The following is a 26,516-nucleotide window of genomic DNA, read 5'->3' on the forward strand; positions in this document are numbered from 1 at the left end:
ACATCGTTTCAAAACAGCGTTCCAAAACTCGGGGAGCTCACCATGCCACCGTCCGTCATACGTTCCATGCGCCTTGTCGGCCGCCTGCTGGCGGCCACCGCCGCGGTAGTGGGGCTCGTCGCCCTCTTCCTGGCGCTGATCGTTGCCACCGACGGCGCGGGCTCGGGATTCGTTGCGTGGTCCGCGACTGCCGGCATCGCAATCTTTGCGGCGCTGTGGCGGGGCCGCCGCCGCTCTTGGCGCGGACGGCTGGTGCCATTCCTGCCGGTGCTCGTCGCAGCGGCCCTGACGCTGTCGGTGTGCGTCCCCACCGTCCCCACGACGCGCCACTACCCGCCCGCCCTGTCGTTCGTGACCGCCGAGCACTGGCGCCTGTCCACCGGCAGCAGGGTCGCGGTCTACCACTACCCGCCCACCGGCAACGGCCCCCAGCAACGCGTCCCGCTCGTCTACCTCAACGGTGGCCCGGTACGCGGCATCTCGGTGCTTGACCACCGCTTCCTGCAGCGGCTCGCGGGACAGGGCTACGACGTGTACGCCTACGAACAGGCCGGTGGTGGACGCAGCGACCTGCTGCCCATGGGCCAGTACTCGATCACCCGGTCCGTCCATGACCTCGGCGCCTTCGTCAGCAAACTCGGCAAGGGCCGCGCCGACGTACTGGGATTCTCCTCAGGTGCGGTCGTGCTCACCCGCGCGCTGGCCGACCCGGCCATCGCCGACCACCTGCGCCGGGCGGTCATCGCCGAGCCGGGCCCGATGGACGGCCCCACCGCCCGGATTGCCGATCAGAAGGGTCGGCCGTCGGCCCGCGACATCGCGCCGGCCATGACCGGACCGCGCTCCACGCACGTCCCGCGGTACGCGGTCGCGTTCGGCCTCATGCGGCTCGGACTGCTCAGCCCGGACAACGGGCTGGTAGGGCAGGCGGAGGGCGACAATGCCTTCACCGCTGCCGATCTCGGCAGCGATACCGCGTCCGCCTACTGCGCGCGGGACTCGCACCGCATCCCAGTCGAGGACACTGCGGAGAACTTCTCCTTCAGCGCCGCCGCCAGCCTCCGCATCCAGCAAACGATCAAAGACTCCCCCTCCATGGTCCCGCAGCTCAGGCGCTCCCGGACACCCGCGATGCTGATGATCGCCGAGTGCTCCTCCCAGGTCCGTCAGTGGCAAACAACCATCCTCGCGAACAACCCCGCCATCCAGCGCACCCAGTACATGCCCGGCGTCGGCCACCACATGTGGAACGGCCTGGGTGACAACGACCAACGAGCAGCCGCCGCCATCACCGCGTTCCTCCAAGACAAGCCCGCACCGCTGCCCGACTACCCGACCCGAGCCGACATCCCGGACTTCCTCCGGGGCCACAAGTAGGCGAGCAGACCCATGGCATCGCATCCAAGGTGCGTGGAGAAGTCGGCGGTTTCCGCAGCGGCTTTGCGGTCTCACAAGCGACCGCTTCTGAAGTGACGCGGCGTGCAGCGACGGCCTCCGCGTCGGCTCTCGCGGGTCATGAGTGCGGCTCTTGACCCTCACGTGACGTCAGGCTGCATAGTCGGTGCCGTGGAAGATCACTGGACCGTGGGGCGCGTGGCCGAGCTGGCCGGCGTGAGCGTCCGCACGCTGCATCACTATGACGAGGTCGGGCTCGTGCGTCCGTCGGCTCGGACCTCAGGTGGGTACCGGGCCTATTCGGCGGGTGACGTCGAGCGGCTGAGGGAAGTGCTGGCCTACCGGCGGCTGGGCTTTGGGTTGCGGGAGGTTGCGGAACTGGTCGGCGACTCGTCCGCCGATGCGGTCGCGCATCTGCGCCGACTGCGTGGCCTGCTGCTGGAGCGGCGTGATCGTGCTGACGCCATGGTGGCGGCCATTGACAGGGAACTTGAGGCACGGGCGAGGGGACTGAAGGTGACTCCGGAGGAGCAACTGGGGATGCTCGGTGCACGGCTGTACGACGCGATCGGCGGCGCCTACACGGCGACGCGGCGTACCGAGCCGCGGATCGCCGCGCAGATTTTGGACGCGCTCGGGGACGCGCGGACGGTGCTGAATGTCGGTGCCGGCACCGGCTCCTACGAGCCGGCTGATCGCGAGGTGACCGCGGTGGAGCCGTCGGAGGTCATGCGGCGTCAGCGGCCTGCCGGCTCGGCGCCGTGCGTGGCTGCCGCCGCGGAGAGCCTGCCGTTCGAGGCCCACTCCTTCGACGTCGCGATGGCCGTCTCGACTGTTCACCACTGGGGGGACCCGATAGCGGGGCTGCGCGAGATGCGGCGCGTGGCCCGCCGGGTGGTGGTGCTGACGTTCGACACCGACGAGCCCGGATGGCAGGACCGGTTCTGGCTTACCCGCGACTACCTGCCCGAGTTCGCCACCGTCCTCGCAGAATTTCCCTCACTCGCGGGGATGGCCGACGCGATCGGCGCCCGCGCTGAGCCGGTGCCAATCCCGTGGGACTGCACTGACGGCCTGTTCGAGGCGTACTGGCGCAGACCGGAGGCGTATCTGGAGGAGCACGTCCGCCGTGCGATGTCGGTGTGGACGAGGGTCGGGCCGGATGCCGAGCAGCGGGCGGTGCGAAGCCTCCGCGACGACCTCGACTCCGGGCAGTGGGCTGAGCGTAACAGCGACCTCACCCACCTCGAAACGGCAGACCTCGGCCTCCGCCTGCTCGTAGCTTGAATGGGCCCCGGTCCGGACTGACTCGGGCTACTCCTCCTCGTCACCGTCCTCGGGCGCGTCTGGGGCGCGGAAGCGACGCAGGCCCTGGCTGGGGCCGCTGGCGGTGATGTTGAACAGGTAGCGGCTCAGGATCTCCGTACGGCCGGTTCGAGCTGGACATGAACAACCGCCTCGATCTGGGCCTGTCCCTCCGGGCGACGGTGCCCGCCCCTGCGCACCCCGCAGGGGCGGGCAGCCGAAACCCCGGCATGACACAGGGGCTACCGGTCCTGGCCTGAGGCGTGGTGAAGACGACGTTGCCTGGCACGCCTCGGCGTCCCGGGCAACATCCTGAGCGGCAGAGCTATCGGGGAAGCCACAGTCCCAGCCATCGCCGGTGGCGGCTGCAGGCGCCCGGCCTCTTCCCGCTGTTGGAGCCACTCGCCTCCAGGCCAGACTTCAAACGCCATCCGCTTTCCGAACGTGATCGTTTGGTTCGGGCTGGGTGGGCATGAACTCCGGCTGGCGGCAGGAGAGATGCGGACGGTTCGTTCGCTCGCGTCGCTCGGGAGGTGGCTGGTGCCCTCGGTGCTCGGTCTGTTGAAAGCCCGGGAGAAGAAGGTGCGGGAAGAGGTCGCACGGTTGCAGGAGGAGGCCGAGCGGGTGCAGGCCGCGCTCGGCGAGGCGGAACGGGCTCTTCAGCGGCTGGTGGATGCCCGTGCAACGGTGGCCGAGGTGCCGGCCGAGCCGCCTTCCGTGGTCGAGGAGCCGCATCGGGGTTCAGTGGCCGGCTCGGTGGTGCCCCACCGGACCGACGGCATGACGGTGTCGGCCCTGGCGCCGGACTACCAGCGGATCGTGTCGGTGCTGGAGTCGGGTCGGAGACACCCACCAGCGCATCTACAAGAACCAGGTGACGCTGGGCAGCCTCGGTGTCAACATCCGCGGACGGTCCTCGAAGCTGAGCCTCAGTTACCGCACGACGCGGCAGATCCTGCGTTCCGCCCTCGGTGTGCTGGGCGAGACCACGTACGACGACCTCGACGGCAGCGAGGAAACGCTGGCAGGCTACCGGTCGGTGCTCAGTGGAGGGCTTCCGGCCGGGCACGCCTTCCCGGACTGGGCTTCCGAGCGGGAAGGCGTGGCCGCGCTCATCGAGGAGTGGGACGCCGACTCGGACACGGCCATCCCGCACGAGCAGATCGCGATCTGCGTGCCGACGAATCAGATGGCGGCCGAGATGGCCTACACGCTGAAACTGCACGGCATCGACTCGGTGGAGATCCGCTCCGACGGCCCGAACGGCTCCACCGGAGTGCACATCGGCACGATGTTCCGGTTCAAAGGGCTCGAGTACCAGCGCATGGTCATCGCGGGGGTGACGGACGGACTCGTGCCACGCGAGACCGTCAACAGCCTGCGCGACAGGGACCCCGTCCGTTACCGGCACGAGATCCAGCGCGCCCGGTCTCTGCTCTTCGTGGCGGCGACACGGGCCCGCGACAGTGTGGACGTCTTCTGGCACGGAAAGCCCAGCCCGTTCCTCGACGACTCGTGGGTGGCCTCATCGGCGTCGCCGTCCTGAGAGCGGGGCCTCCTCATGGCCCCCGGCGTCCGGGCGTCAGAGCCGTGTCCCAGCAGCCCGTACGGTCACATGTCCAGACCGCGCACGGATCCACCACGTATCACCAGGCCGGAGTCCCGACGGAGCGATGGATCAGCCGGTCGCCGCAGCCGACCGCAGAGCGGTCCGGAGCCTCCCGTTCCTGGCGTGGAACAGTTTCGGACAGCGGGCGGGAAGGTCGATTTCGTTGGGTTTCGGAAGTGGCACCCTGGCGGGAGCGCCGATAAACCGGTGACTATCTCCCGCATCATCGGCTCTCGCTTCGTATTTCGTTGGCATTCGTAGCTCCTCACGCTCCACTCCGGAGCGACCTATTCGAACGTCGCCTCGGAGCCGCGCAAGATGTGACCGTAAGGCGCCGCATCAGGCGATTGACACCCCGTCAGCCCCAACCTACTCTCCGTTCAGGTTGGCGAACATTGAACGACATATCGAACAGTCGTCAAGTGGGCCGGCGGGACGTCCCAAGCGGCGATTGCTCACATCGGTTCCAGCGACGGTCAAGAGCCGCCCCCGACACGGCTGGACTCCGGACCGTGGTCCACCAGCACGCGTCGCCCGCCCGTACACCTCCACTGATCGCCGCCTTCCGCACTTCAGCGCCAGCGCGAACACAGAAGAGGAGTCCCATGGGTAGCATCACAGGCCGTCACACGATGTCATCGCCGCCCGCATCGTGCACGCGGCCGACGTGGCGCGTCATGGCGCTCTCCACATCGTCGGCGCCGCCGGCGCACGGAGTCCGGCGTACACCGGCTTCACCGACCGGACCATGACCATCTCCCTGCTGGAAACGGTCGCCCGATACGGCTGCCCGCTTGTGAGAGCAGACGCGATCGGCCGGGCCGCTCCGCCTTCCGTTGGTGGAAGCCTGCGGATCCCCACCGACGGGGCTTCAGCCCCCGCGGGCCCGACGGCCCGCTCGCCTCCTGGCAGACCCGCCGCCCCGGAACTCCCCCGTCCGCCCGCACCATCCGACAAGGAGCACAACATGGCCATCAACAGGCGTACCTTCCTGGGACTGGGCGCGGCCGGAGCCGTGGCCGCCGTCCATGCGTACGGCACCACCGCGGCAACGGCATCCTCGCTCACCCCGGCAGCCGCGCCGACCCAGCGCTTCGCCATCGGGGTGAGGGAGTACGCCTGGAGCCGCGGCAGCCGTCGGCTGACCACCCGGATCTTCTACCCCGCCACCGGCACCCCGGGCGGCAGTCCCGTCGTCAACGCCCCCGTCGCGGACGGCGTCTTCCCCGTCTGCGAGTTCAGCCACGGCCTCGGCGGCAACCCGGAGAGCTACGCACCGCTGGTCCGGCCCCTGGCCGAGGCCGGATTCGTCGTCCCCGCACCCGTCTTCCCCACCACCTCCAGCGGCACCTCGGGCAACATCCAGGACGTCTACAACGGAAACCAGTCCATGGACGTCTCCCAGGTCATCACCAACACCCTCGCCCTCAACACCACGGCCGGCGACCCGTTCGCCGGACACCTCGACACCACCACCGGCGTCGGCGTCGCGGGTCACTCGCTGGGCGGCATGACCACCCACGGGCTGCTGACCGCCTGGCCGGACAGCCGGATAGCCGCCGCCGTGCCCTTCGCCTGTGTCGACATGGGCGACCCCAGCACCACAGTCACGGCCAACGTCCTGTTCGTCCACGGCGATCAGGACCCCGTCTGCCAGTACTCCTCCGCGCGCCAGGCCTACGGGGAACTGCCCGCGCCCAAGGCGTTCCTCACCCACCGCGGCACGGGTCACGACCAGTACATATGGAGCGGCTACAACCACACCCAGACCGTCGCCACCTACGTGGACTGGATGCGCTGGAGTCTCTACGCCGACACCGCCGCCCGCGACCGCCTCCCCGCCGACGCCACCTCCAACACCAGCACCACCACCTGGGAGGCCGTCCTCACTCCCCTCCCCACCGGGCGGATCGTCAGCCTCCGCTCCCGGGCCAACGACCAGTACGTCTGCGCGGAGAACGCCGGAGCCGACCCACTCGTCGCCAACCGCACCACCGTCGGCGACTGGGAACGATTCGACCTGCTCGACCTCGGCGCAGGCGCCGTCGCACTGCGCGCCCGCGTCAACGGCCGCTACGTCTGCGCCGAGAACGCCGGTGCCGACGCGCTCATCGCCAACCGCACCGCCGTCGGCCCCTGGGAGACCTTCCAGCGCGTGAACAACTCCGACGGCACCACCAGCCTGCGCGCACAGGCCAACAACCTGTACGTCAGCGCCGGCAACGCCGGAACCGCCGCGCTCATCGCCAACCGCACAACGATCGGGCCCTCCGAGTCGTTCGACCTCATCAACGCCTAATGGGAGCTACGGAGCCGGGGGATGCTCGGTTCCGTAGCCGCCGGCAGGTGAGCAGTTTCGACGCCGGAGCCTTCGAGCTCTGAGGTCAGACCCTGCCCCGGCTGGTCGGCCGGGAGGCCAGACCGCTGATGGGGTGGCTTGATCGCCAGGCAGCGGTCGCGGCCTGACCCCGCGAGCCTGCCGCCCGCGCAGTCACTGCGGCGCAGTTGACCCGCGGCTGTTTCGGTTCCGGGAGCCAGAAGTCGTCGGCGCCTCTTTTCAGTCCCGACTCCGCAGACCAGGGGCCGGTGGCGCGCTGTCACCACGCCGCGTGCCAGAACGGGTGACGCTCCGTCAGGAGTCAGCGCCGGAGCCACTCGAGAAGTTCGTCGTGACGTACCTGGTAGACGGTGCCGGCCGACCTCAGCAGACCGCGTTCGTGGCACCAGCGGAGGAACGCGGTCAGGCGCCACGGCAGCTTTCCGCGCATAGCCAGCAGCAGCCCGAGGTACTGGCGACCGGTGACCGCGACAAAACCGGGCCCGGCAGCCACACCACAGGCCAGGGCCGTGAGGACAGCGAGGGGCCAGGGGGCCCGCAACCACTCGACGCACAGCGTCCCGTAGAGCGTGAGCATCGCGACGACGACCCCGGACACCACCCCTGCCATCACGTCATTGCGCAGGGGGGACAACGGCGTGGGCACCCCGGGCGGATCCGGGTCCGGCTCTCCGCCATTGCTTCGCCGCGCGGCACGCAGCCCCGCGGGCACCCCCACCGCCAACCCGATCGCTCCGGCACCGCATCCCGCGATGAGCCCGATGAAATCGCCGAGTCGGCCGACGAGGAACCCGGCCCCCACTGTCACCAGCAGGGCAGTCGGGATACTGACGGCCATCAGATGAGAGCGGTCGACGTCCGCCCGCACGGACAGCGCCAGGCCGAAGCCGAAGACGGCGGCGGAGCCGGCTCCGGCGGCCAACGCGAAGCCCGGACCGCACACGGGCGTCAGGGGCAGCATGAGGACACCGCCCAGTGTGGCTCCCAGGAGTATCCGGCTCCAGCCGAGTCTGCTGCCCAGCCGCTGGAACAGGATGCGGCGGGGTTCGACATACCGTGCGCGTGCGTTCCAGGCCGACAGCAGCGGCGCGGGGGTCAGCAGTAGGAGCAGCACCGCGCCAGGCAGGGGCAGGGTGTGGTTGCGGTGGAGGCAGACCGCCAGGAACAGCAGGGCGGGGAGCCAGCAGGCGATGGTGATCGCCGCGGCGGCGTAGCGGGCGCTGCGCGGCCCCGCGACCGGCCACAGCGTGTGGACGGCCAGGTCCCGGGACGGCATGACGGCGCCGCTGCCGTCGGCCGGTTCCGTCTGGCCGACGCGGAGGCTCGCGGTGAGCAGCCGTAGCCACTGGCTCACGGCTGCTGCCTGGTACCGCCGGCGCCGGTCGGCCGGATCCGGCTCGCACAGGGACGGGATGAGTTCCTCCAGCAAGGTCGCCCGCAACTCTTCCTGCGCTCGGCCGCCCGAGGCCGGCGCGCCGATGAAAGAGAGCAGTTTCGCGGCTCCGGCTTCGGTCTGCGAGGCCAGTGACGCCAGCGTGAGCATCCAGGGCGAGGACAGCACCGCTCTTGTGGCCGTGCCCGATGCGCAGAGATCGTTCTCCAACTCGGCGAGCCGGGCCCTGTCCGTTGACCGCTCAGCCAGGAACCGCCAGCCGTCGACGGGACGGACCCTCTCGATCCGCACCGTCGCGCAGTCCAGGAGACGCTGACCGGCGCGGCCGAGCCCTGCGTACTCGTTCATACGGCAGGTCAGCGCCAAAGGTCCGGCAAACCGGTTGAGCTCGGCGAGCGCGGCGACGGCTCTGGGCCGCTCGCCGTCCGGGGCGTCCATCTCGTCGAGGCCGTCCAGGACCGGCATGACGCGGCCGGAGGCCAACAAGTCCCGTGCCCTGGTTTCGGAACCGCCCAGGTATTCCTGACCCAGGCGAGCGCTGAACCAGTCGGCGAACAGCACGCCGGTGTCCCACCCCGACAGGTCGACCGGAACGGGAACCGGTCCGTTGTAGTGCCTGCGGGCGAGCAACCGATGAACGAGTTCATACGCCAGGAGCGTCTTGCCCGAGCCGGGACCGCCCGTGATGACCAGGCGTTGGGGCCGGAGCGCGTCCAGATAGCGGGCGATGCCGTCGAAATCCCCGCGGGGCAAAGCCCTGTCCGCGTCCCTGCCGTGCTGTGGCAAGGTGACGAAAGTGACGTTGATGGCCTTGTTGTCGTTGCCCAGCAGTTGCCGACGACGTCGTCCCACCTCTGCCCGAATGGCCTCACGCAGTCTTCGGACTGCGGCTTCCCGGCCGTCTCCCGCGGATCGGGGGCCACGGAACCAATCCGTACCCCACCCGGCCAGAACGCCGGAGAGCACCGACCCGGCCTGCCAGGTGACGCCGGGCGCGGACGGGGTCAGTGCCAAGAGCGCCAGGGTCGTCGCCGTCCCTGTCGCTGTGGGCGCCAGCAGTTTCCTCAGGCGGTGCCGTGAGGAGGGCGGGGGTATGGCGATCGGTGTGTAGTCCGGCTCGTCGTCGGGATCCGGGGGCGCCCCGTCGATGTCCTCGGTGACGAAGTGGACACCGTGGGCGTACAGGGTCCGTTCGAATCCCGGCAGTTCGGCGAGGACGCTGACCGGTACGGCCTCCAGCACACCGGGGGCCAGGCTCTTTTCCGCGGTCACGACCGCGATCAGGTGCGGTCCGCACAGTAGCCCGGTCCCCGAACTGCCTCTCCAGCCCGAGCGGCTCGGTACGATGCCCTCGTCGACCTGCACCGTCGTCATCCGCGACTTCATGCCGTGCAACGGGTCCACATGGCCACGTATGGGCATGGTGTCCCGTACACGGCCGGGACGTGTCACCGCATCGGGAAAGCCCAGCCCCACGCAGGGCAATCGGTGCTTGCCCACGACCCGTCCGAAGCGCACCGCGGGAGTCGCCGGCGGCCGCCAGTTCGGCGCGGTGATCCGCAGCAGCGCACCGTCCGTGTCCGGCGACGCCCCCGAAGCCGTTGCTTCCGGCAGCCACACGAGCTCGGCGGACATCCAGTCCGTGCCACCCCCCGGGTCCAGTTGCCGGACCTCTACGCCGGCACGCGGGGGAACTTCGGCCACGATGTGGTGCGCAGTGAGCACCACATCGTCACCGATCAGGTACCCGCTGCCCGACCTCTTCGAGACCGGATTCCAGATCTCCATGACCCGTGCCTGGTCCATCCCCCGTCCTGCCCCTCACCAGACGAGCTGATCTTCACGCGGACCGAACGCTATTCCGGACGCTGCGGAGAGTCGGCGGAGATCTTCAGATCGTCGCCGTCGCCATCGACCGGCTGCAGGGTGAGCTTGACACGATGGGTCCGAGCCGCACTTGCGGCACCCTGGGCCTCAACCGTCCACGGAAGAACGAAGATTCTGGTCCTGGCTCCAAGGTCCTTCTTGACCTCCACCGTGAACTCGAGTTCAACCGGCCCGGTCCTGAATTTCAGCGGCTCCGCCCTGCCCTCTTCCATGGCCTTCTGCAACTCGGTGCGAATCACGCCGATGGTCTCACCCAGCTCTGCCCACGGTTCCTGCGGCACGTGGATCTCCCCCTCGATTCGAACCGTACCCGGTCCCGGTCTCCCCGGGAGCCACAACCAGCAAACACCGCTCTTTCCTGCACGGCGCACGACCGCGCCCCTGTCCGCGTCCGGGTTCTCGTTGCCCACGCGCACCTGCTCGATGTCATGAGACTGCGCTAACCTGTGGCTGTCGGCTTCTACCTGCTGACTCTTCGTCACCACGGGGGCGTGAGTGTCTCAATATCCGAGGTCCACAGGGCCGGTGGCAGCCGGAGAATTCGGCTTAGCCGACGGGCCGCGCATGCCTGGGACCAGTCGCCGGATCACGGCCTGGCTGATCGATTTTGTCCTCACGGTCGCGGTGGCCGTGCTTCTCGGCTCCTTCACTTTCCATCGCATCAGCGCGCTGATGACCGACACCACCGGGCTGGTCGGCAGCAGCGCCTGGGAGGTTCTCACCTCGGGAGGTCACCCTCTCGATGCCACCGAGCAGGTGTGGGACCACGTCTGGGGCTCCACTGTGAGTGCTGTCCAACAGGCTTTCGTCGCGTTGGTACTCATCACCTTTGCCTACCATTTCACGGCGCTCGTGCTGACCAGCCGCACGGTGGGCAAGCTGTTGCTCGGCCTGCGCGTCAACTCCACTGAGCCGGGTGTCCTCGGGCCTCGCCGGGCCGCGATCCGAGCCGGTGTCACCACGCTCGCCGACGTCGGCTGCTTCGCGGTGGCCTGCTGCGTCCTGATCAGCGGCTCAGTCGCGTTGTCGGTGTTGTGCTGGATGGCCGCGGTGACCGTCTTCTGGGCCAACGGCATCCCCGCCCTCCGGGGCCGCCGGCTCTCCCTCGCCGACCGCCTGGCCGGTACCACCGTCGGCAACATCACGCTGCCCCAGCCCTATTGGGGCGCCGCGCGGCAGGGTGTCTCCCAGACTGCGGATCTGGGGCTCGCCAAGGCCCGTGATGGGCGGGCAGCCTGGAAGAACGCCATCCAGAACACCCCGCACGGCGAGCAGCGGATCGCCGGACACGAGGCCATACGACGAGTTGTCGACTCCGAACTGCATCGCGCTGCGGCGAGCAAGGGCCGGGCTGCGTTCGACCGTGCCAAGGCCGCCGCCACTCGCAAGCACCGCGAAGACGCACCCCCGATCCCGCCCTACCAGCCTCCCCCCGGCATCCCCGCCCCCGGGACCTTCGCCGCCACCCACGAGCACCGCGAAGACGCACCCCCAACCCCGCCCTACCCCCCGCGCCCCGGCATCCCCGCCCCCGGGACCTTCGCCGCCACCCACGAGCACCGCGAAGACGCACCCCCAACCCCGCCCTACCCCCCGCGCCCCCCGGAGGCACCTCGTCCACCGGTCCAACGGTGGGACTGAGTTCTGCCGGCGTGAGGGCCGTCAGGCGGTGCCACACCGCTGACGGGATCGCCGGTCGGTCGACGAGGCCGGTGGCCTGCACCAAGCGGATACGGCGCGCCGCGGCGTGTGCAGTGATCGCGGCGGGCTGGCAGCCGCCGAGGACGCGTTCCAGCGGCGAGGCGGTGTCCGCGACGGTGACCGGGATGCCGCGGGCGTCGCAGGCACGGGCCGCCGCCATGCCGAGGAGACCGGCGCCGACCAGGATGCCTGAGCCGGCGTGCGCCGGCCGGTGACGGAGCCGACGGGCGTCGTCGATCGTCACACGCCCTTCGCGGCAGGTCGCCGCGCTCCCTGGTCCCTCCCGGGACATCTGAAAGCCTTCAGAATCAACGCCGTCCCCCCCCCTCCTCAGCTGCCGCACAGGCGAGCCGGGAGGGGAGTTCGGCTTCACCTGTGGGACTTCTCAGGGACTTTGCGCCCGGCCCCGGAGACTGTCGATCTCGGGAATCGCCGGAGCAGGCCGTCCTGCCACGACCAGCTCCCCCCGGAGGGACCTGTGCGGAACTCGAGGAGTTCGGTTGTCGCCCGTACCCGAGGGCTCTTCGAGCGCAAGGAACCGCACACGAGCCTGTTGAACGGCCGCCCGGTGGACCGTCTCGTCGCGGACCTGCCGGCCTGCCACTCGGCGCCGGCCTGTTGCCTCCCGCAGGAACAGAGGACGCAGTGGTTCACGATCGCGGTCAGTGAGATCTAGGTGCCCGGTCAGCCGGCCACGATCTACGGCCCGAAGCTCTCCGGAGCCCGACCCTAGTCATGAAAAGCGGTGGTCGACTCGAGCGGGGCGCGCTCGGTCCTGACCTGGTTCACCGGCGCTGACTCGTCGGCGTACCCGAAGGAGATGCCGACGAGCAGCCTGCCTCCGGTGACGCCCAGTTCGGTGCGGACGGTGTCGGCGTAGAAACTCAGCAGCCCCTGGGGGCAGCTGTCCACGCCGTACGCCGTCATGGCCAGGAGGAGCGTCTGCATGTAGGCACCGACATCCGCGGCCAGTCGGGCTTCCCCATCGCCCTGGACGAAGAGGAAGGCGGCGTGGGGCGCGCCGTAGAACCGCAGACTTTCCGAGTCGTAGGCCGCACGTGCCGCGTGATCGCCGGTTCCGATGCCCAGCGCACCGTACAGTTCGGCGCCGAACACGACCCGGCGTTCCTGGTGAACCGGCGCGTACATCGCTTCGGAGTACGGGTAGTCCACCGAAGTGCGACGCTCGGCGTGAGCCGTTCGCAGCGCGTCGGCCAGGCGCTGACGTGCGGCGCCGCTCACGACCTCCACCTGCCACGGTTGGGCGTTGGAATTGGACGGTGCGGCGCCGGCGAGCGAGAAGATGCTGCGCATCGTGTCCTCGGGCACGGGTTCCGGGCGGAACGCACGGGTCGCGCGGCGACCGCGTATCAGCTTCTCCGCGCAGCCGCTCAGCTCGGTGGTGGCAAACCTGGTCATCGAGACTCCTCGACGGGTGATGGGGTGGAAGACCCTTGTGTAAACGGTCGTGTTTACCTGAGGCACTCTAACGCGATGCGACGAGACAAGTAAACGCTGGCGTACACTTACTTCATGAACACGACCGCTAGCACGACGGCCACGACGGCCACGGCGTCCGGGCGGCGCGGGCGCGGCGGGCGGGAGCGCGTCCTGGTCGCCGCCGCCCGGCTGTTCGCGACCCAGGGCATCGGCGCGACCGGCATGGAGCAGGTCGCCGAGGCTGCGCCGGTGTCCAAGCGAACGCTCTACGCGCACTTCCGCACCAAGAACGACCTCGTCATCGCGCACCTGCAGGAACTCGTCCGGTCGGGGGCCACCCTGGAAGCCGTACTGACCCGTGCGGACCTCGCCCCCCGTGAGCGGATCCGCCGGCTGTTCGACCAGCCGGCGGTCGACGCGACTTTGGTGCGCGGGTGTCCGTTCGTCGATGCCGCCGCGGAGTTCCCCGACCCGGAGAGCGCGGTGCATTCCTACGCCAAGGAGCAGAAGCTGCGCATGGTGCAGCTGATCGCCGCGGTGGTGACGGAGCTGGACTGTCGCGAACCCCTGTCACTCGCCGAGCAACTTGCCACCCTCGCGGACGGAGCGGCCAGTCGCGCCATGGTGCTGAACGACGCGCACTACGGTCGGCACGCGCGGGCGGCGGCGGAGATCCTGCTCGACCAGGCTCTGCCTGGAGGGACGGAGCAGGGCTGACGAGACGGACGTCGCCCTCCAAGTCGCCTCGTCCCCGGGCGCGGGCCTCGGTGGTCAGTTGTCAGTAGGCGAGTTGCCCGATGCCTCCGTCGACCCGCAGCACGGTGCCCGCGGTGTAGGCGGATTCGTCCGAGGCGAGGTAGACCGCCGCCTTCGCCAGTTCGGTGGCGCTTCCCAGACGGTGGAGGGGCACGGTCTGCCGGAGTTCCTCGTAGAGGGCGGCCTGGCGCTCGGGGCCGAGGGGCGCGAACGCATTGGTGACCGTCGGACCGGGACTCAGTCCGTTGACTCGGATGCCGCGGCCCTTCAGCTCGTGGGTGAGCCCGCGCGTGTAGGAGAGCAGGCCCGCCTTGGCCGCGCCGTAGACCGCCGCGTTCTCGTGTCCGATGTACGCGGAGACCGAGCCGACGAGGATGACCGAGGACTGCTGCGAGAAGAGCGGCAGCAGGTCCCTGATCAGGAAGAAGGGTGACTTGAGGTTGGTCGCGAGGAGCCTGTCGAACGCCTCCTCGGTCCATGCCTCGATCGGGAGGTGGGTGACGTCGGCGGCGTTGCTCATCAGGATGTCGAGCTTCGGCCATTCCGCCCGGAGCCGCGCCGCGAGCGCTGCTTGGCCTGGTACGTCGCCGGCGTCGCTGGCGATGGCGAGCAGCGGGCCGTCCAGTTGCCGGGCTGCCGCGTCCAGCTTTTCCTGCGAGCGGCCGGTGATGGCGACAGTCGCTCCCTCGGCGAGGAACTCGCGGGCCGTTTCCAGGCCGATGCCGCTCGTCCCCCCGGTGATCAGTGCGTGCTTTCCTGCAAGGCGGTCCATTGTTCCGTCTCCCCTCAGATCGCGGTGCGGCCACCGTCGGCGGCGACGATCGCGCCGGTCATGTAACTGGCCCGGTCACTGGCGAGAAAGGCCACCACGTGGGCCACCTCGGCCGGGTCGGAGGTGCGCCCGAGTGCGGTGGTCAGGCCCATGCCGCCCATGTCCGGCCCCATGGCCGCGACCACCTTCGCGGTGCGCATCGGGCCCGGCGCGACGGCGTTGACCCGCACGTTCGACTTGGCGAACTCCGCCGCCCAGGTACGCGTCAGCGATTCGAGCGCCGCCTTGGTGGCGCCGTAGACGGCCATGCCCGGCATGCCGAGGCCGGCTGCGGTGGAGCTGACATTGACGATGCTGCCGCCGCCGCTCGCGGCCATCTTCTGCGCGAGCAGGGCGGTGAGCAGGAACGGGGCCCGCACATTGACCGCGAAGGCGGCGTCGAAATCAGCGAGATCCTGCTCGGCGGTCGGGGCGAACGTCATGACGCTCGCGTTGTTGATCAGGATGTCGACGGTCCCGGCGTCCTCGACCAGCCGGCGCACGCCCGCCGCGTCGGACACGTCGGCCGCGACGAAGCGCACCGTCCCGGCGGACTCGCCACCGGCTGCGCGAAGGTCTTCCACCACCCGGGCGCCGCGCCTTGGATCGGTGCCGGTGAGGATCAGGTCGGCGCCGCCCGCGGCCAGCGCCTCGGCCGTCGCGTGCCCAAGCCCGCCGATCGCACCGGACCCGGTGACCAGCGCCGTCTTGCCTGCGAATTCCATAGCTCAGCCCTTCGTGTCGACCGGCGAGCGGCCGACTTCTGTGCATCCGTTCAAGAACTGCTGCCAACGGAAGCTACGACTTCTTGAACCCCCAGTCAAGAAGTCGTAGTATCGAGCACGTGGCACGAACCGGACGCCCCCGCGAGTTCGACAGGGAACAGACGCTGGAGCGCGCACTCGAACTGTTCTGGTCCCGGGGGTACGGGGCGACGTCGATCCAGGACCTGGTCGACGCACTGGGGATCGAACGCGGCAGCCTCTACGGCGCGTTCGGCGACAAGCGCCGCTTCTACCTGGAAGCCGTCAGGCTCTACTGGGAGGTGTACGAGCGGCACCTGATCGCCGCGCTCGACACCGGCCCGCTCCTGCCCGCCCTGCGTGAGATCCTGACCCATCCCGCGCGGCTGGACGAACTGATCTCCGAGGTGGGTGTCCCGCAGGGCTGCCTGGTCGGCAACACGACCGCCGAACTCGTCCCCCAGGACAGTGAGGCCACGGAGATCGTCACCCGCTCGTACCGCCGGTTCACCGACATCCTGTCCGGCGCGCTCCGCCGCGCACAGGCCGCCGGAGAGGTCACGGACGCCCACGCCCCCGAGGCCCAGGCACAGCTCCTGCTCTATGTCGTCCAGGGCCTCTCGCTCGTATCGAGGGCGGGGCTCGACAGGGCGGCAGCCCTGGCAGCGATCAACACGACCGTGGACGGACTGAGGGCGTAACCGCCCCCCGCCCCCCGCCCCCGGCGAGCGAGGATTCCTTCGCCGTCCACGTCCACCGGTCGTCCCGCCGCCCACTTGCCGTGCGGCCAGGGGCAGCACGGCAGAGTGTCGCTCCAGCATCCGCGCTGCCGCCACCGGAAACCGAGTACCGACTCCGATGTCACTGCCGGGTTCTACTTTGGTCGTGTGACTTCAGAAAAGCTACGCGAGCGACTGGCCCGTTTCCGCGACGAAGCGGTCCAACTGGACATCCCGGCCGACGAGGTTGACCGGTGGATGGACATGGTACGGCCCTGCGCGGTCCTGTCGACGCGCGACGACGGCCCGGTCGCCGCCCGGTTCGGCGGCCCCGTCCTGCTGCCGGTCGGCACCCCGCATCCCCCGTTCCCCTTCGTCGCATCCATCGACCTCGCGGCACTGCCGCAGGCCTCGACCGATCTGCCCCTGCCGGGCGACGGCCGCCTGCTCCTCTTCGCCTGGCCGCGCGACAGAGGTGACCTCACCAACCACGGCGCCGTCGTGCACGTCCCACTCGGGGCCCCCACGGAGGAACACGACAAGTACGCGTGGGACCCCGACGGCGTCCCCGAGGCGCGGGAGGTGGCCGACGCCTTCCCCCGGGGCGAGCTGCGAGTGAGGACAGAGCCGTCGCTGCCGTACCACTACGAGGTCGAACTGCCCGATGGCGACCTGGAGCCGCTGCCCGGCTTCCCCCACGCCGAGGAACTGGCCGAGGAGTGGGAGACGGCGTGCCGCTACCTCGACCTTCGGGGCCCCCTGCACATAGGCGGGTACGCCGACGAGGAGATGGTTCACCTCGACCCGCTGGAAGGTCTGGTGCAGTGCGCGGTGGAGCAGGCGTCGAGGGGCAACTGGGGCAGTGGAGGACCGGTGTCCGGGAACGTCGAGGACTGGGTTCTGCTCGCGAGCTGGAGCCCCGCCCTCGGTGACGTGGCGGCCGGATCAAGCGTCCACTGGGCGATCCAGCGCAAGGACCTGGAGACCGGACGCTTCGACCGGACGTTCACCGACGTGTACTGGAACCCCTGAGCCGGCCGGTTGGCGCCGGCACGTGTCAGCCTGGCCGGCGTACGGGGGCTGACGCCGGCATGAAGGACAACCAGCTACTAGCTCCCATGCCGCCGAACATACCGAGGACCTGCGATCACCGCGCTTGCCCGGTTCATACGGCCCCGTGGAAGTGCCGGTCCACCCCGAGCACCGGGTCCCGTCGGTCCGGCGGGTCACGACGCCGGTCAACTGCACCAGCGACAGGCACGGGCAGCCCGGGCGTCGTGGACGGCACGCGGCAGAGCCGGCGAGGCACACAGCAGCCGGCCGGACGGATCGGCAGAGACGGCCACGCACGAGCGGCCGTGCCGAGAAACCCGGCACGGCCGCTCTCAGTTGGGCGCGGGTGTCAGAGCTGTCCGGCGACGCCGACCACTCGATAGACGCACACGAGGATGATCGCCGCGCAGACGACCTTGGACAGCAGGCGTCGCGAGAGCGATGTCACGGCCACCGCCGCCGAAAGGGCGGCAATACCGACGCACAGCAGTGCTCCGAATGCCCCGTCGTTGTCCCGCCGTCCCGGGAATGCAGCCGGGTTGTCCGCTTCGACCGTCATGGCGAAGCTGAACAGCACCAGGGCCGCCGCCACCGCGTACAGCACGACGGCACCGCAGGACTTGGCGAGGGAAGACGCTCGCATCGTAGTCATCCGATCAGCCCCTCCAGCATTCCCTGTCTGTCGACGATGAGCTGCCCGTACTCCTGCGGAGCGGGATCCGTCAGATAGTAGTCCGGGCCGCCGTTGTAGTACGCGCCGATGTTCTTCACATCGGTACTGGTCAGTTCGTTCCCGCTTCTCATGCCCGCGATCTTGTCCCGCGCCACGGAGAGATAGCGGGCGGCGATGAAGATGTTCTGCGCCGGGTCCTTGAGCGACTCGATGACCTTGCTCTTCTGGAACTGGGTCATGTTGCCCGAGTCGTAGCCCAGCAGATCCCCCGCGGTGTCCACCTGCATGCTCACCTCGCCGAACGACGTGTTGGGGTCACCGGTGAGGATGTTCTTGGCGTCGTCCGCGCTCGGCGGATCACCCCCTACCTCGTTGTATGCGACGCCCGCCAGCAGGTAGGCGGGCAGGTCATACCTCTTCGCGGCGGCGTTGATCACGTCACCGTACTGGCCCACGAAGTCCGCCTTGTAGGCGAACACGTCGGTCTGCTTGATCAGGTAGAGGAAAGCGTCCCAGTCCGACCAGGAGGCCCGCCCCGCCGTGTCGAACCCCGCGGCACCCTTGATGAGGTTGAGGTGCTCCTGGGACATCTGCATCACACCGGCCGCCGTGCAGGCGTCCTTGACGTGGTAGCCGTAGCCCGAGCAGTCCGGTGTCTTGTCCACCATCGTGCTGTCGGGTCCCGTGGAGGTCGGGGACGTACTCACGTCCCAGCCGCCCGCGTCGTTCATCCTGCAGGTGTAGCCGGACTCGTTGCATTCCGCGGGCCGGTGACCGTCGTACTCGACGAAACTGGTCGGGTTGCCGCCGGTGAACGCGTACCGGTTACCGGTGAACGGGTCGGTTCCCAGGCCCATGTCGGCGAGGGCGCCGTTGTACATGTCCCGGGTGGTGAAGCGGTTGAGGCCCGGGTTGTAGTCGCGGAAGCCCATGTCGTAGGTGCCGGACTGGGCGTCCCAGCGCTTGGAGTTGTAGCGGTAGGGGTTGTAGTCCTCCTTGGTGGGGTCGGTGGTGTCGGGTTTGTCGATGCCGGTGAACTCGGACTCGTCGTTGGAGCCGTAGGCGGTGTAGCCGTAGGTGGCCTTCGTGTCGCCGTTGTCGTCCGTCAGGGTTTCGACGTCGGTGTGGCTGTTGTAGCCGTAGTAGCCGTCCTCGGTCGTCCCGTCGGTGTTGTGCTTGATCTGCGACAGGCGCCGGCCCCACGGGCTGTACTGGTAGGACTTGGTCAGCTCGCCCGCGACCTTCTCGCCGAGGACCTCGCTGGACAGACCGAGGTACTCGAAGTCGGTGGTCTTGCCGTCCGCCGTCTTCGAGGCGGTGCGGTCCAGCGGGTCGAAGGTGTACGTGGTGGACTTCATCGCGCCGGTGTCGTCCATCTTCTGGGACTCCACGACGTGGTCGAAGCCGTCGTACACGCTCCGGGAGATGACCTGCCCCTGCGACGTCACCGACTGCTGGCGGCCGAAGGGGTCGTAGGTGTAGTCGGCCGTGACGCCGGAGGTCGTCGCGGTCAGCAGGCGGTTGCGGTCGTAGTGGTAGGCGGTCGTCGTGCCCTTGACCGTCTGGCTCACGACGTTGGCGTTGTCGTCGTGGACGTAGGTTTCCGCGCCCGCGCCGTTGCCCGTCTTGACGGACGTGGTGAGCCGGCCCGCCGGGTCGTAGCTGTAGTCGGTCGTGGAGTCGAGGTACGCCGCGTGGTTGTCGGCGTTCATCTTCTTCGCGACGTCCTGCGCCTTGTTGCCGTTGGGGTCGTAGGCGTAGGTGTGGGAGGCGACCAGCGTGGTGCCGTCCGCCTTCTTCTCCGTCGTCGACTTCAGGGCGCCGTCGAGGTAGTAGGTGTGGTCGACGGTGTTGTCGTTGGCCTTGGTCTCCTTCAGCTTCTGGCCGCGGGCCGTGTACGTGTACGACGTCACCTTCGGGTCGGTGTCCGTCGCCGTCTTGCCGACCGAGACGGCCTTGACCAGTTCGCGCAGGTCGTAGGTGTACTGGGAGAACTGGCTGGGGTGGGTGACCGTCGCCGGCTGCCCGTTCGCGTCGTACGTGTACGACGTGGCCTTCTTCTCCGTGCCGGACAGGGACTCGGTGACCGTCTGGACCTGGTTGAGGCCCGTGTAGGCGACCGTGTAGGCGTCGGTCCGCGCCCCGGACGAGGTGTCGTCGATCGAGGTCAGGTTGCCGTTGACGTCGTAGCCGTAGGTGAACGTCTTCTGTTCGGTGTCCGTGTCGGCGGAGTTGTCGCGGACCAGCTTGACCGCGTCGGCCACCGCCGTGCCCGTGCCGCTCTGTTCCAGTTTCAGCTCGGTGTCCTCACCCTGCTCGAGGGCGTAGTCGCCGAGGGCGACCCAGGTGCCGGGGCCGGTCGTCTGGTTCTTGGTGACGGCCGGTTCGGTGGTGGTGCCGTGGGTGAGGGTGTACTCGGCCGCTGTAGCGGCGCCGGTCACCTCCGGGTACTTCACGTACGCGGTGTACGTGCCGTCCTCGGGGATGTCCAGCGTCCACGTGAAGGCGTCCGTGCCCGTGCCGGCGGCGTGGGTACGGTGGTCGTAGCCCTGCTGGCCGGTACTGTCCCCCGCTGCCCAGGTGCCGGTGGTGGCGGTGTTCTGGGTGTCGGAGTTGTCCACCAGGACCACCGACCTGCCCACCGGGACACCGTCGTCGGAGCGGGACTCGAGCTTGCCGTCGGGGTAGTACGACCACGACATCGTGCGGTTGGAGGAACCGCCCGCCGATGTCAGGGTGCGGGCCGTCTGCTGGCCCAGGTCGTTGTAGTCGTAGGTGGTGGCGATGGACCACGGGTCCGTGGAGGACCTCACCCAGCCGTTGTCGAAGTAGTCGAACACCGTGGTGTTGCGGACCGTCTGCCCCTCGGAGGGCGGCAGCGAGGTCTTCGCCACCCGGCCGACCTTGTCGTACACGGTCTCGGTGTAGACGTTCGGGTCGTTGTGGCGGGCGTCCGCCGGGTCGTAGGGCTGGTACTGCTTGACGGGCCGGTTCAGCGCGTCGTATTCGGTGCGGGCGGTGAAGGCCGTGGTCGTGTCCGCCGCGACGGCCCGCGGGGTGATCACCTTGGTGGTGTTGCCGACCTCGTCGTACTCGTACCGGGTCGTGCGGTAGGTGATCGCCGTCGTGCCGCTGTGCGGGACCTTGACCTCGGCGGTCTTGCCGCGCTCGTCATAGGTGATGAGCGTGGTGTTGTTCTCCGCGTCCGTGGTCGAGGTGACCAGGGAGTCCTTGTCGTAGGCCCGCTTGGTGGTGTGGCCCGCGGCGTCCGTGACCGAGGTGACGCGGTGGTTCAGGTCGTAGGCGGTCCTGGTGGTGTAGTCGGTGGTGTCGGCCGTGGCGTTCTTCTTCGGGTCGACGACCCTGGTGGTGTTGCCGACGTCGTCGTACCCGAAACTGATCGTGTCGCCGACCGCATTGACCACGGAGGTGAGCTGGTAGATCTCGTCGTAGTGGTTCGTCGTGACGTAGTCGGCCGGGTCCGACGTGGTCAGCGTGCCCTTGGGCTCGGTGGTCGTGGTGAGGTGGCCGACCTTGTCGTAGGTGTAGGTGCTCCTGCGCTCGTCCGAGGTGGTGGTGTCCTTCGGCGCGGTCGCCGAGGTGATCTGGTCCGCGGCGTCGTACACGGCGGTGGACACCGCTCCGTTGGGCGCCGTCGACGTGGTGACGTTGTCGTTGGCGTCGTACTCCGGGGCGGGCATGGTGATCAGGTCACCCTCGTCCTGGTTCTTCGGCACCGTGCTGACCAGGGGTCGGCCGAAGGTGTCGTACGTCTGCGTGGTCACCTTTCCGTAGGCGTCGGTGACCTTGGTGACCTGGCCGCGCTCGTCGTAGACGAATTCCGTGGTGTGGGCCAGCGCGTCCGTGATCGTCTCCGGATAGCCGGTCGCGTCGAAGGCCCCGTACGTCGTCGGGTTGCCGTTGGCGTCGACGGCCTTGGTCAGCTGTCCGTGGGCGTCGTATTCGTAGGTCGTGGTGTAGTCGTCGGCGGTGGCCGTGGCGACGCCCTTGGGGTCGGTGACCGTTTTCAGGTTGCCGAAGGTGTCGTAGCCGAACTGCCAGGCGCGGCCCTCGGGCGAGGTCTTGCGCCACAGGTCGGCGGCGTAGCCGTCGGCGCGGGTCTGGTAGTCGTACGTGGCCGCGTCCGCCGGGTGCGTGCCGGGCGCGCAGTCCGTGGCCGGCGGTACGCCGTTCTTGTTGTTCTCGGCGTCGCGCTGCCAGAGAGGGTAGCCGGTCTTCTGGTCGTAGCAGTAGGCGGTCTTCGCGCCGTTGGCCTCCTCCAGGTAGGTGACGTTGTTGTCCGCGTCCCAGCTCATCTTCGTGGTCTGGGACTTGGCGTTGGTGGTCTGGACGGGGCGGCCGTAGTCGTCGGTGACGTACTTCGTCGCGTGGCTCTCGGCGTCCGTCACGGTGGCGTCCGTGAACTTGGGGTTCGCCGTGTCCGCCGCGTAGGTGAAGCCCGTGTCACCGCCGAGGCGGTCGGTAAGGATCTTCGTCCACCAGTGGTACTTCGGGTCGTCGCCGGTCTTGGGGGCGTAGTACGCCAGGTCGGTGCCGTTGCCGCGCGGGTCGGTGGCGGTGACCAGCTTGACGTTCTTGTTGCCCTGCGTGGCGTCGTACGTGAAGCCGAACACCTTCGGCTGGGCCGAGCCCGCACCGTCGGTCAGCTTGGTCAGCAGCGCCTTGTCCGAGTACTCGAAGGTCAGTTTGCGGCCCGAGATGTCGGTCATGGACCGGACGTGGTCCGCGACCTTCGGGAACGGCGCGTCGGCCTTGTCGTAGTAGTCGACGGTCAGGGACTTCCGGCCCGCGGGGTCGGTGATGTACTTGAGGAACTTGGTCGGCTTGTTGTTGGACTTGCGCTCCTCGTACGTGTACGTCTGCGTGTTGCCGTTCTTGTCGACCGTCGAGGTCAGATAGCCGTCGCAGCCGAAGAGGAAGCGGGTGCCGTCCGGGCGCAGCAGGGTCCAGGCGTCCGGGACGGGGTCCTTGTTGGGCTTGCAGTCCAGGCCGGGCTTCATCGTCAGCCGGTAGTGGACGCCGGCCGGGGCCTTCCAGGTGCCGTCGTCCTGCAGGCGGAAGACGTGTGTGGTGCCGTCGCCGTCGGGGAGGCGGACCTCGGTCGGGTTCGGGTTGGGGTGGAAGTCCAGGGGCGCGCCGAGGCGGACGGGACCGGCGAGCTGCGCGGACCAGCCCGCGCCCGAGACGGTGTCGGAGGTGTCGAGCGAGTTGTAGGAGAAACGCGCGAACGTGGTCAGGCCGCGGCCCGGGTTGGTGAACGCGTTGTAGGACCACACGCTGTTGCCGGAGGCCAGGTTGTTCATGACCGTGGAGCCGGCGCCGGTGTTCTTGCCGGTGTAGGAGTAGAACTTCTCCAGGCCCAGCTGGTTGGAGGTGGGGTCCTCGACCGCGACGCTCTGCTTCAGCGGCGGGATGGCGTTCGTGCCGGCCGACAGCCAGCTGCCGTCCGCACTCTTGCGGACGTCCCAGCCCAGGACGTACTCACCGCGCTTGTTGCCCGAGTCCGAGTTGACCGGCGTGGAGACCTTCGCCTGGATCGTGGCCGACTTGCCCGGCAGCAGGGCCGGGATCGGGGTGGCGAGCTGGTTGCCGCCGGTGGTGACGTCGGTGCCGTCGGGGAGCTTCCAGGTGTAGGACAGCTCCCGCTCGCCCGCCGCCCACTGGGCGGAGGTGGTGTTGGTGACCGTGAAGTCCACCGTGTAGGTGGTGTTCGGGGTCATCCGGGACGGCGTCTGCGGGGCGTAGTACGTGTCCTCGGTGGTGGAGTCGACGTAGATGACCTGCATGTACGGGCGCAGCTGCGGGTCGGCGGCCTCGGCGGACAGGAACAGGGTGCGCTCCTGCGGGCCGGAGGCGGACTCGTCCTTGAGCTTCACCGCGACGCCCTTGTTGCCGGCCGGGTCGTCGATCCAGCTCTGCATCAGGCCGGTGGCGTCCCACCAGTGGCGGCCGACGTCCGACACGCTCGCCACGGTGTCGGAGACGGCGGCGGACATGTCACCGCCGGCGCTGCTCCAGGCGGTGGTGGAGGTCGCGTTGTTCCACGTGGCCTGGGTTTCGGAGAAGTCCCGGTTGAGGGCGTGGAGTTCGTAGATCGCGCCGTCGGTGTCGGTGGTGGTCTCCGCGCCCCACATGTACATGCGGTTGTTGATCACCGTGGCGGTGGACGGGATGTCGTCCGTGGGGAACTTCAGCACGGCCCGGGTCTTGCCGTAGGTGCCGGAGTTGTTGCCGACGCTGAGCCACTTCTGGTCGACGTCCCAGGAGCGGATGGTGTCCTGGTTGGTGGACGGCTGGGCGGAGGACAGGGTGGTGTCGGTGACGCCGCCCTGGCTGCCCTGGATGATCTTCATCGTCCGGCCGGCCTTGGGGATACCGACGATGCGGGTCGGGGAGCCGAGCAGTTCCCCGCTCTTCGTCTTCACCGCGATCTGGTAGTAGTACGACTTGTCGATCTCGCCTGCGGCCGAGTCGGGCGTCGGGACCGCGGTGGTGTCCGTGTAGCTGGTCTCCGACGCGCTGATCGGCGCGATCAGGGTCGCCGCCGACGGGGTGAACGCCTGCTGGGTGGAGCGGTGCAGCTGGTACTCCACGATGTCCAGGCCCGCGTCACCGGTGGTGTTGGAGTACGCCTTCCAGGACAGCTCCGGGCCGGTGGAGTGCACCACGGTCGGTGAGTTCAGCGCGGTGCCGACCTTGCCGTAGGTCACCGTCAGCCGCGGGATGGTGGACGTCTCGCCGCCGTAGGCGCCGTCACCGGCCTCGTAGCGGGGGCCGCCGAGCGGGCCGGTGGACGACTCGTCCTTCGCCATCAGCACGAAGCCGTGGTTGGCGGCGGTGCCGCTCACCCACTTCTGCACCGTGTCGGCGACCGGGAACTCGTGCCACTGGTTGTACTCGCCCCTGTTCTTCACGATCTGCGCCGGGTTCACCAGCCGCACCGCGTCCGCGAGCACCGCCGTCGAGGACGAGGCCGGTCCGTCGCCGAGGACGACCTTGCCGACCGTGCCCTTGGTGAAGGGCAGTTGGCCGCCGTCGTTCAGCGACGCCCACACGCCGTTGGTGCCGGCCGTCTGGTCGACGGTGAAGGTCTGGGTGCCGTCCCGGTGCGTGACCGTGTACGGGGCGTTGGTCGCCCGGTCGAAGGCCGCGACGTAGTGCACGTCGACGCGGTAGGTGCCGCTGTCGGTGACCTTCGGCTGCCAGGTGTAGGTGTCCCCGGCGACCGTGTCCTTGTTGTAGTGGTAGTCGTCGCCTATCGCGTACTGCGTCAGCGTCGAGCCGGACGCGGGCCACGATCCCTTCGCGGCCGTGGTGCCCGCGTCGCCGTCGTCGACCTGGACGCTGGTGCCGGACAACTCGCCGACCAGGCCGGACGTGTTGGACCAGGTGGCCGTCGACTCGTCCCAGGCGCCGGTCGCGCGGTGGGCCTCGATGGTGACGTCGTTGCCGTTGGTGGTGTGCGACTGGTCGAAGTAGACGCCCAGGCGGGCGCCGTCGATCTTCACTCCGTCCGGGATCTCGTCCAGCGGGAACTTCAGCAGCGAACGGGAGGTGGCGGACGCGGACGTCTTGCCCGCCGCCAGCTTCCAGGAGGAGTTGAAGTTCACCCCCGGCTGGTCGGACAGGACCATGGTGTCCTGCGAGCCCGACGGCGACGGCGCGATCGTGATCGTCGGGTCGATCACGACCGGATACTGCCGCTCCTTCGCCGCCAGCCACTTCGCGTCCGGCGTGACGGTCAGCTTCCAGCCGTCGCCTGCGCGTTGGAGCTTCTGCGTGACCTTGGCGCTGTACGCGTACCCGTACGGCGACGACGCCGACTTCTTCGCGTCCGTCATGTACGGGGCCGGGACGACCAGCACCGGGGTGTTGGGCAGCTCCCCGAAGAAGGCGATCGAGCCGTCCTCGCGGGCCTTCGGCGTCAGCCCCTCGGTGTCCAGCGTGAACGTGTACGTCACGGGACCGGCGGGCCGCTCGGACAGGGTGATGTTCTCCTTCACCCGGCCCGGACCGACCACGTAGGACAGATCGGCACCGCCGACCGCGTCCTTGTAGGTGACGGTGGAGTCCTCGGCCTCCGGCTTCAGCCGGCCGCTCGTGCCCGCCAGACCGAGGGTGACCGACCGGCCCCCGTCACCGGCCTCGAAACGCAGCAGCCGGCCCGGGTCGGACCCGAACCAGCTGCGACCGGTGTTGGCCGTGTTGGCGAAGTCGAACCCCTTGGCCTTGGTGGCCGCCACCCGGGTGTCGATCGTCTTCCAGGACTTGCCCGCCGGGTCCTTGTAGGAGGTCGGCGCGGCCGTCAGTTCCGCCTCGACCCGCCCGTCGGACAGCTGCCAGAAGCGGGCCGTCGGGGTGCGGTGCGAGGTCAGTTCCTTGACCCTCTTCGCCTTCGGCGCGTTCTTCCCCTTGGGGAGCTTCTGCCGGTCGGCCATGCCGAGACCGCCGTGCGACGGTGGCTCGGGGGTCTCCTTCTCGTCGTTCCCGAGCCAGTCCGAGACGGTGGCGAAGAATCCCTTGTCACCGTCCTTGCCGGAATTCGACGGTGGAGCCGCATAGGCGACTTGCGGCAAGAGCGTGCCCGCAAACGCCGCGGCCACCAGACAGGAGAAATATCTCCTGTAAGGCACCTTCACGTGCATACCTTTCGCCATCGGCGACCCACTCCG

The 26,516-nt window shown here is 69.0% G+C and carries 14 protein-coding genes and 2 pseudogenes; 8 read left to right on the top strand and 8 right to left on the bottom strand.

Annotated elements, in window-relative coordinates; genetic code table 11:
* Positions 1-42 precede the first annotated feature (42 nt).
* The 4 genes and pseudogenes from AB0P07_RS32535 (at position 43) to AB0P07_RS32550 (ending at position 6,608) form a co-directional block, all read left to right on the top strand.
* Positions 43-1,377, top strand: coding sequence for an alpha/beta fold hydrolase (locus tag AB0P07_RS32535; protein WP_365556935.1), 1,335 nt, complete (start codon positions 43-45; stop codon positions 1,375-1,377).
* A gap of 207 nt (positions 1,378-1,584) precedes the next feature.
* On the top strand, positions 1,585-2,682 hold the full coding sequence (locus AB0P07_RS32540; protein WP_365557062.1) for a MerR family transcriptional regulator: 1,098 nt from the start codon (positions 1,585-1,587) through the stop codon (positions 2,680-2,682).
* 856 nt (positions 2,683-3,538) lie between these two features.
* Positions 3,539-4,246: pseudogene (locus AB0P07_RS32545) on the top strand (3'-5' exonuclease); the annotation flags it as partial.
* A gap of 1,030 nt (positions 4,247-5,276) precedes the next feature.
* Positions 5,277-6,608: an alpha/beta hydrolase gene (locus AB0P07_RS32550; protein WP_365556937.1), complete on the top strand. Its 1,332-nt coding sequence runs from the start codon at positions 5,277-5,279 to the stop codon at positions 6,606-6,608.
* Between the two features lie 340 nt (positions 6,609-6,948).
* On the opposite strand, the gene AB0P07_RS32555 is transcribed toward AB0P07_RS32550, so the two are convergent.
* Both AB0P07_RS32555 and AB0P07_RS32560 read right to left on the bottom strand, forming a co-directional pair.
* Complete coding sequence (locus AB0P07_RS32555) at positions 6,949-9,846, bottom strand: trypsin-like serine protease (protein ID WP_365556940.1); 2,898 nt, start codon at positions 9,844-9,846, stop codon at positions 6,949-6,951.
* A gap of 50 nt (positions 9,847-9,896) precedes the next feature.
* Entirely contained in the window at positions 9,897-10,412 is a 516-nt protein-coding gene (locus tag AB0P07_RS32560) for a trypco2 family protein (protein WP_365556943.1), read from the bottom strand.
* A 40-nt stretch (positions 10,413-10,452) separates the two neighbouring features.
* Between AB0P07_RS32560 and AB0P07_RS32565 the strand changes: the two genes are divergently transcribed.
* Positions 10,453-11,568 carry an RDD family protein gene (locus AB0P07_RS32565; RefSeq protein ID WP_365556946.1) on the top strand — a complete coding sequence of 372 codons (1,116 nt, stop codon included), beginning with the start codon at positions 10,453-10,455 and terminating at the stop codon, positions 11,566-11,568.
* Positions 11,569-12,357: 789 nt separating this feature from the next.
* On the opposite strand, the gene AB0P07_RS32570 is transcribed toward AB0P07_RS32565, so the two are convergent.
* Complete coding sequence (locus AB0P07_RS32570; protein ID WP_365556949.1) at positions 12,358-13,047, bottom strand: nitroreductase; 690 nt, start codon at positions 13,045-13,047, stop codon at positions 12,358-12,360.
* A 114-nt stretch (positions 13,048-13,161) separates the two neighbouring features.
* Here AB0P07_RS32570 and AB0P07_RS32575 point away from each other — a divergent pair, with 114 nt between their 5' ends.
* Positions 13,162-13,785 (top strand): TetR family transcriptional regulator, encoded by a 624-nt coding sequence (locus AB0P07_RS32575; protein ID WP_365556951.1) that lies wholly within the window; start codon positions 13,162-13,164, stop codon positions 13,783-13,785.
* A 61-nt stretch (positions 13,786-13,846) separates the two neighbouring features.
* Here AB0P07_RS32575 and AB0P07_RS32580 read toward each other — a convergent pair whose 3' ends face one another.
* Positions 13,847-14,596 carry an SDR family oxidoreductase gene (locus tag AB0P07_RS32580; RefSeq protein ID WP_365556953.1) on the bottom strand — a complete coding sequence of 250 codons (750 nt, stop codon included), beginning with the start codon at positions 14,594-14,596 and terminating at the stop codon, positions 13,847-13,849.
* Between the two features lie 14 nt (positions 14,597-14,610).
* Positions 14,611-15,360 (bottom strand): SDR family oxidoreductase, encoded by a 750-nt coding sequence (locus AB0P07_RS32585; RefSeq protein WP_365556956.1) that lies wholly within the window; start codon positions 15,358-15,360, stop codon positions 14,611-14,613.
* Positions 15,361-15,479: 119 nt separating this feature from the next.
* Here AB0P07_RS32585 and AB0P07_RS32590 point away from each other — a divergent pair, with 119 nt between their 5' ends.
* Together AB0P07_RS32590 and AB0P07_RS32595 are read left to right on the top strand one after the other, a co-directional pair.
* Complete coding sequence (locus AB0P07_RS32590) at positions 15,480-16,079, top strand: TetR/AcrR family transcriptional regulator (protein ID WP_365556959.1); 600 nt, start codon at positions 15,480-15,482, stop codon at positions 16,077-16,079.
* 186 nt (positions 16,080-16,265) lie between these two features.
* Positions 16,266-17,129 carry a DUF1963 domain-containing protein gene (locus AB0P07_RS32595; protein WP_365556961.1) on the top strand — a complete coding sequence of 288 codons (864 nt, stop codon included), beginning with the start codon at positions 16,266-16,268 and terminating at the stop codon, positions 17,127-17,129.
* 227 nt (positions 17,130-17,356) lie between these two features.
* Here the strand turns inward: AB0P07_RS32595 and AB0P07_RS32600 are convergent.
* From AB0P07_RS32600 to AB0P07_RS32610, 3 genes and pseudogenes are all read right to left on the bottom strand, one after another.
* Positions 17,357-17,461: pseudogene (locus AB0P07_RS32600) on the bottom strand (IS5/IS1182 family transposase); the annotation flags it as partial.
* A 38-nt stretch (positions 17,462-17,499) separates the two neighbouring features.
* Positions 17,500-17,802, bottom strand: a complete 303-nt coding sequence (locus tag AB0P07_RS32605) for a hypothetical protein (protein ID WP_365556964.1) — start codon at positions 17,800-17,802, stop codon at positions 17,500-17,502.
* Positions 17,799-26,489, bottom strand: coding sequence for a DNRLRE domain-containing protein (locus AB0P07_RS32610; RefSeq protein ID WP_365557064.1), 8,691 nt, complete (start codon positions 26,487-26,489; stop codon positions 17,799-17,801). Before AB0P07_RS32610 ends, AB0P07_RS32605 begins: the two co-directional genes overlap by 4 nt.
* Positions 26,490-26,516: the final 27 nt, after the last annotated feature.

This window comes from Streptomyces sp. NPDC085944 (assembly GCF_040686295.1).
GTDB lineage: Bacteria > Actinomycetota > Actinomycetes > Streptomycetales > Streptomycetaceae > Streptomyces > Streptomyces salinarius.

Excerpts from the sequence above, each read along its gene's own strand:
- AB0P07_RS32570 (WP_365556949.1), bottom strand. The coding sequence starts at position 13,047 with ATGACCAGGTTTGCCACCACCGAGCTGAGCGGCTGCGCGGAGAAGCTG.
- AB0P07_RS32580 (WP_365556953.1), bottom strand. The coding sequence starts at position 14,596 with ATGGACCGCCTTGCAGGAAAGCACGCACTGATCACCGGGGGGACGAGC.
- AB0P07_RS32585 (WP_365556956.1), bottom strand. The coding sequence starts at position 15,360 with ATGGAATTCGCAGGCAAGACGGCGCTGGTCACCGGGTCCGGTGCGATC.
- AB0P07_RS32555 (WP_365556940.1), bottom strand. The coding sequence starts at position 9,846 with ATGGACCAGGCACGGGTCATGGAGATCTGGAATCCGGTCTCGAAGAGG.
- AB0P07_RS32575 (WP_365556951.1), top strand. The coding sequence starts at position 13,162 with ATGAACACGACCGCTAGCACGACGGCCACGACGGCCACGGCGTCCGGG.
- AB0P07_RS32535 (WP_365556935.1), top strand. The coding sequence starts at position 43 with ATGCCACCGTCCGTCATACGTTCCATGCGCCTTGTCGGCCGCCTGCTG.
- AB0P07_RS32605 (WP_365556964.1), bottom strand. The coding sequence starts at position 17,802 with ATGACTACGATGCGAGCGTCTTCCCTCGCCAAGTCCTGCGGTGCCGTC.
- AB0P07_RS32610 (WP_365557064.1), bottom strand. The coding sequence starts at position 26,489 with ATGCACGTGAAGGTGCCTTACAGGAGATATTTCTCCTGTCTGGTGGCC.
- AB0P07_RS32550 (WP_365556937.1), top strand. The coding sequence starts at position 5,277 with ATGGCCATCAACAGGCGTACCTTCCTGGGACTGGGCGCGGCCGGAGCC.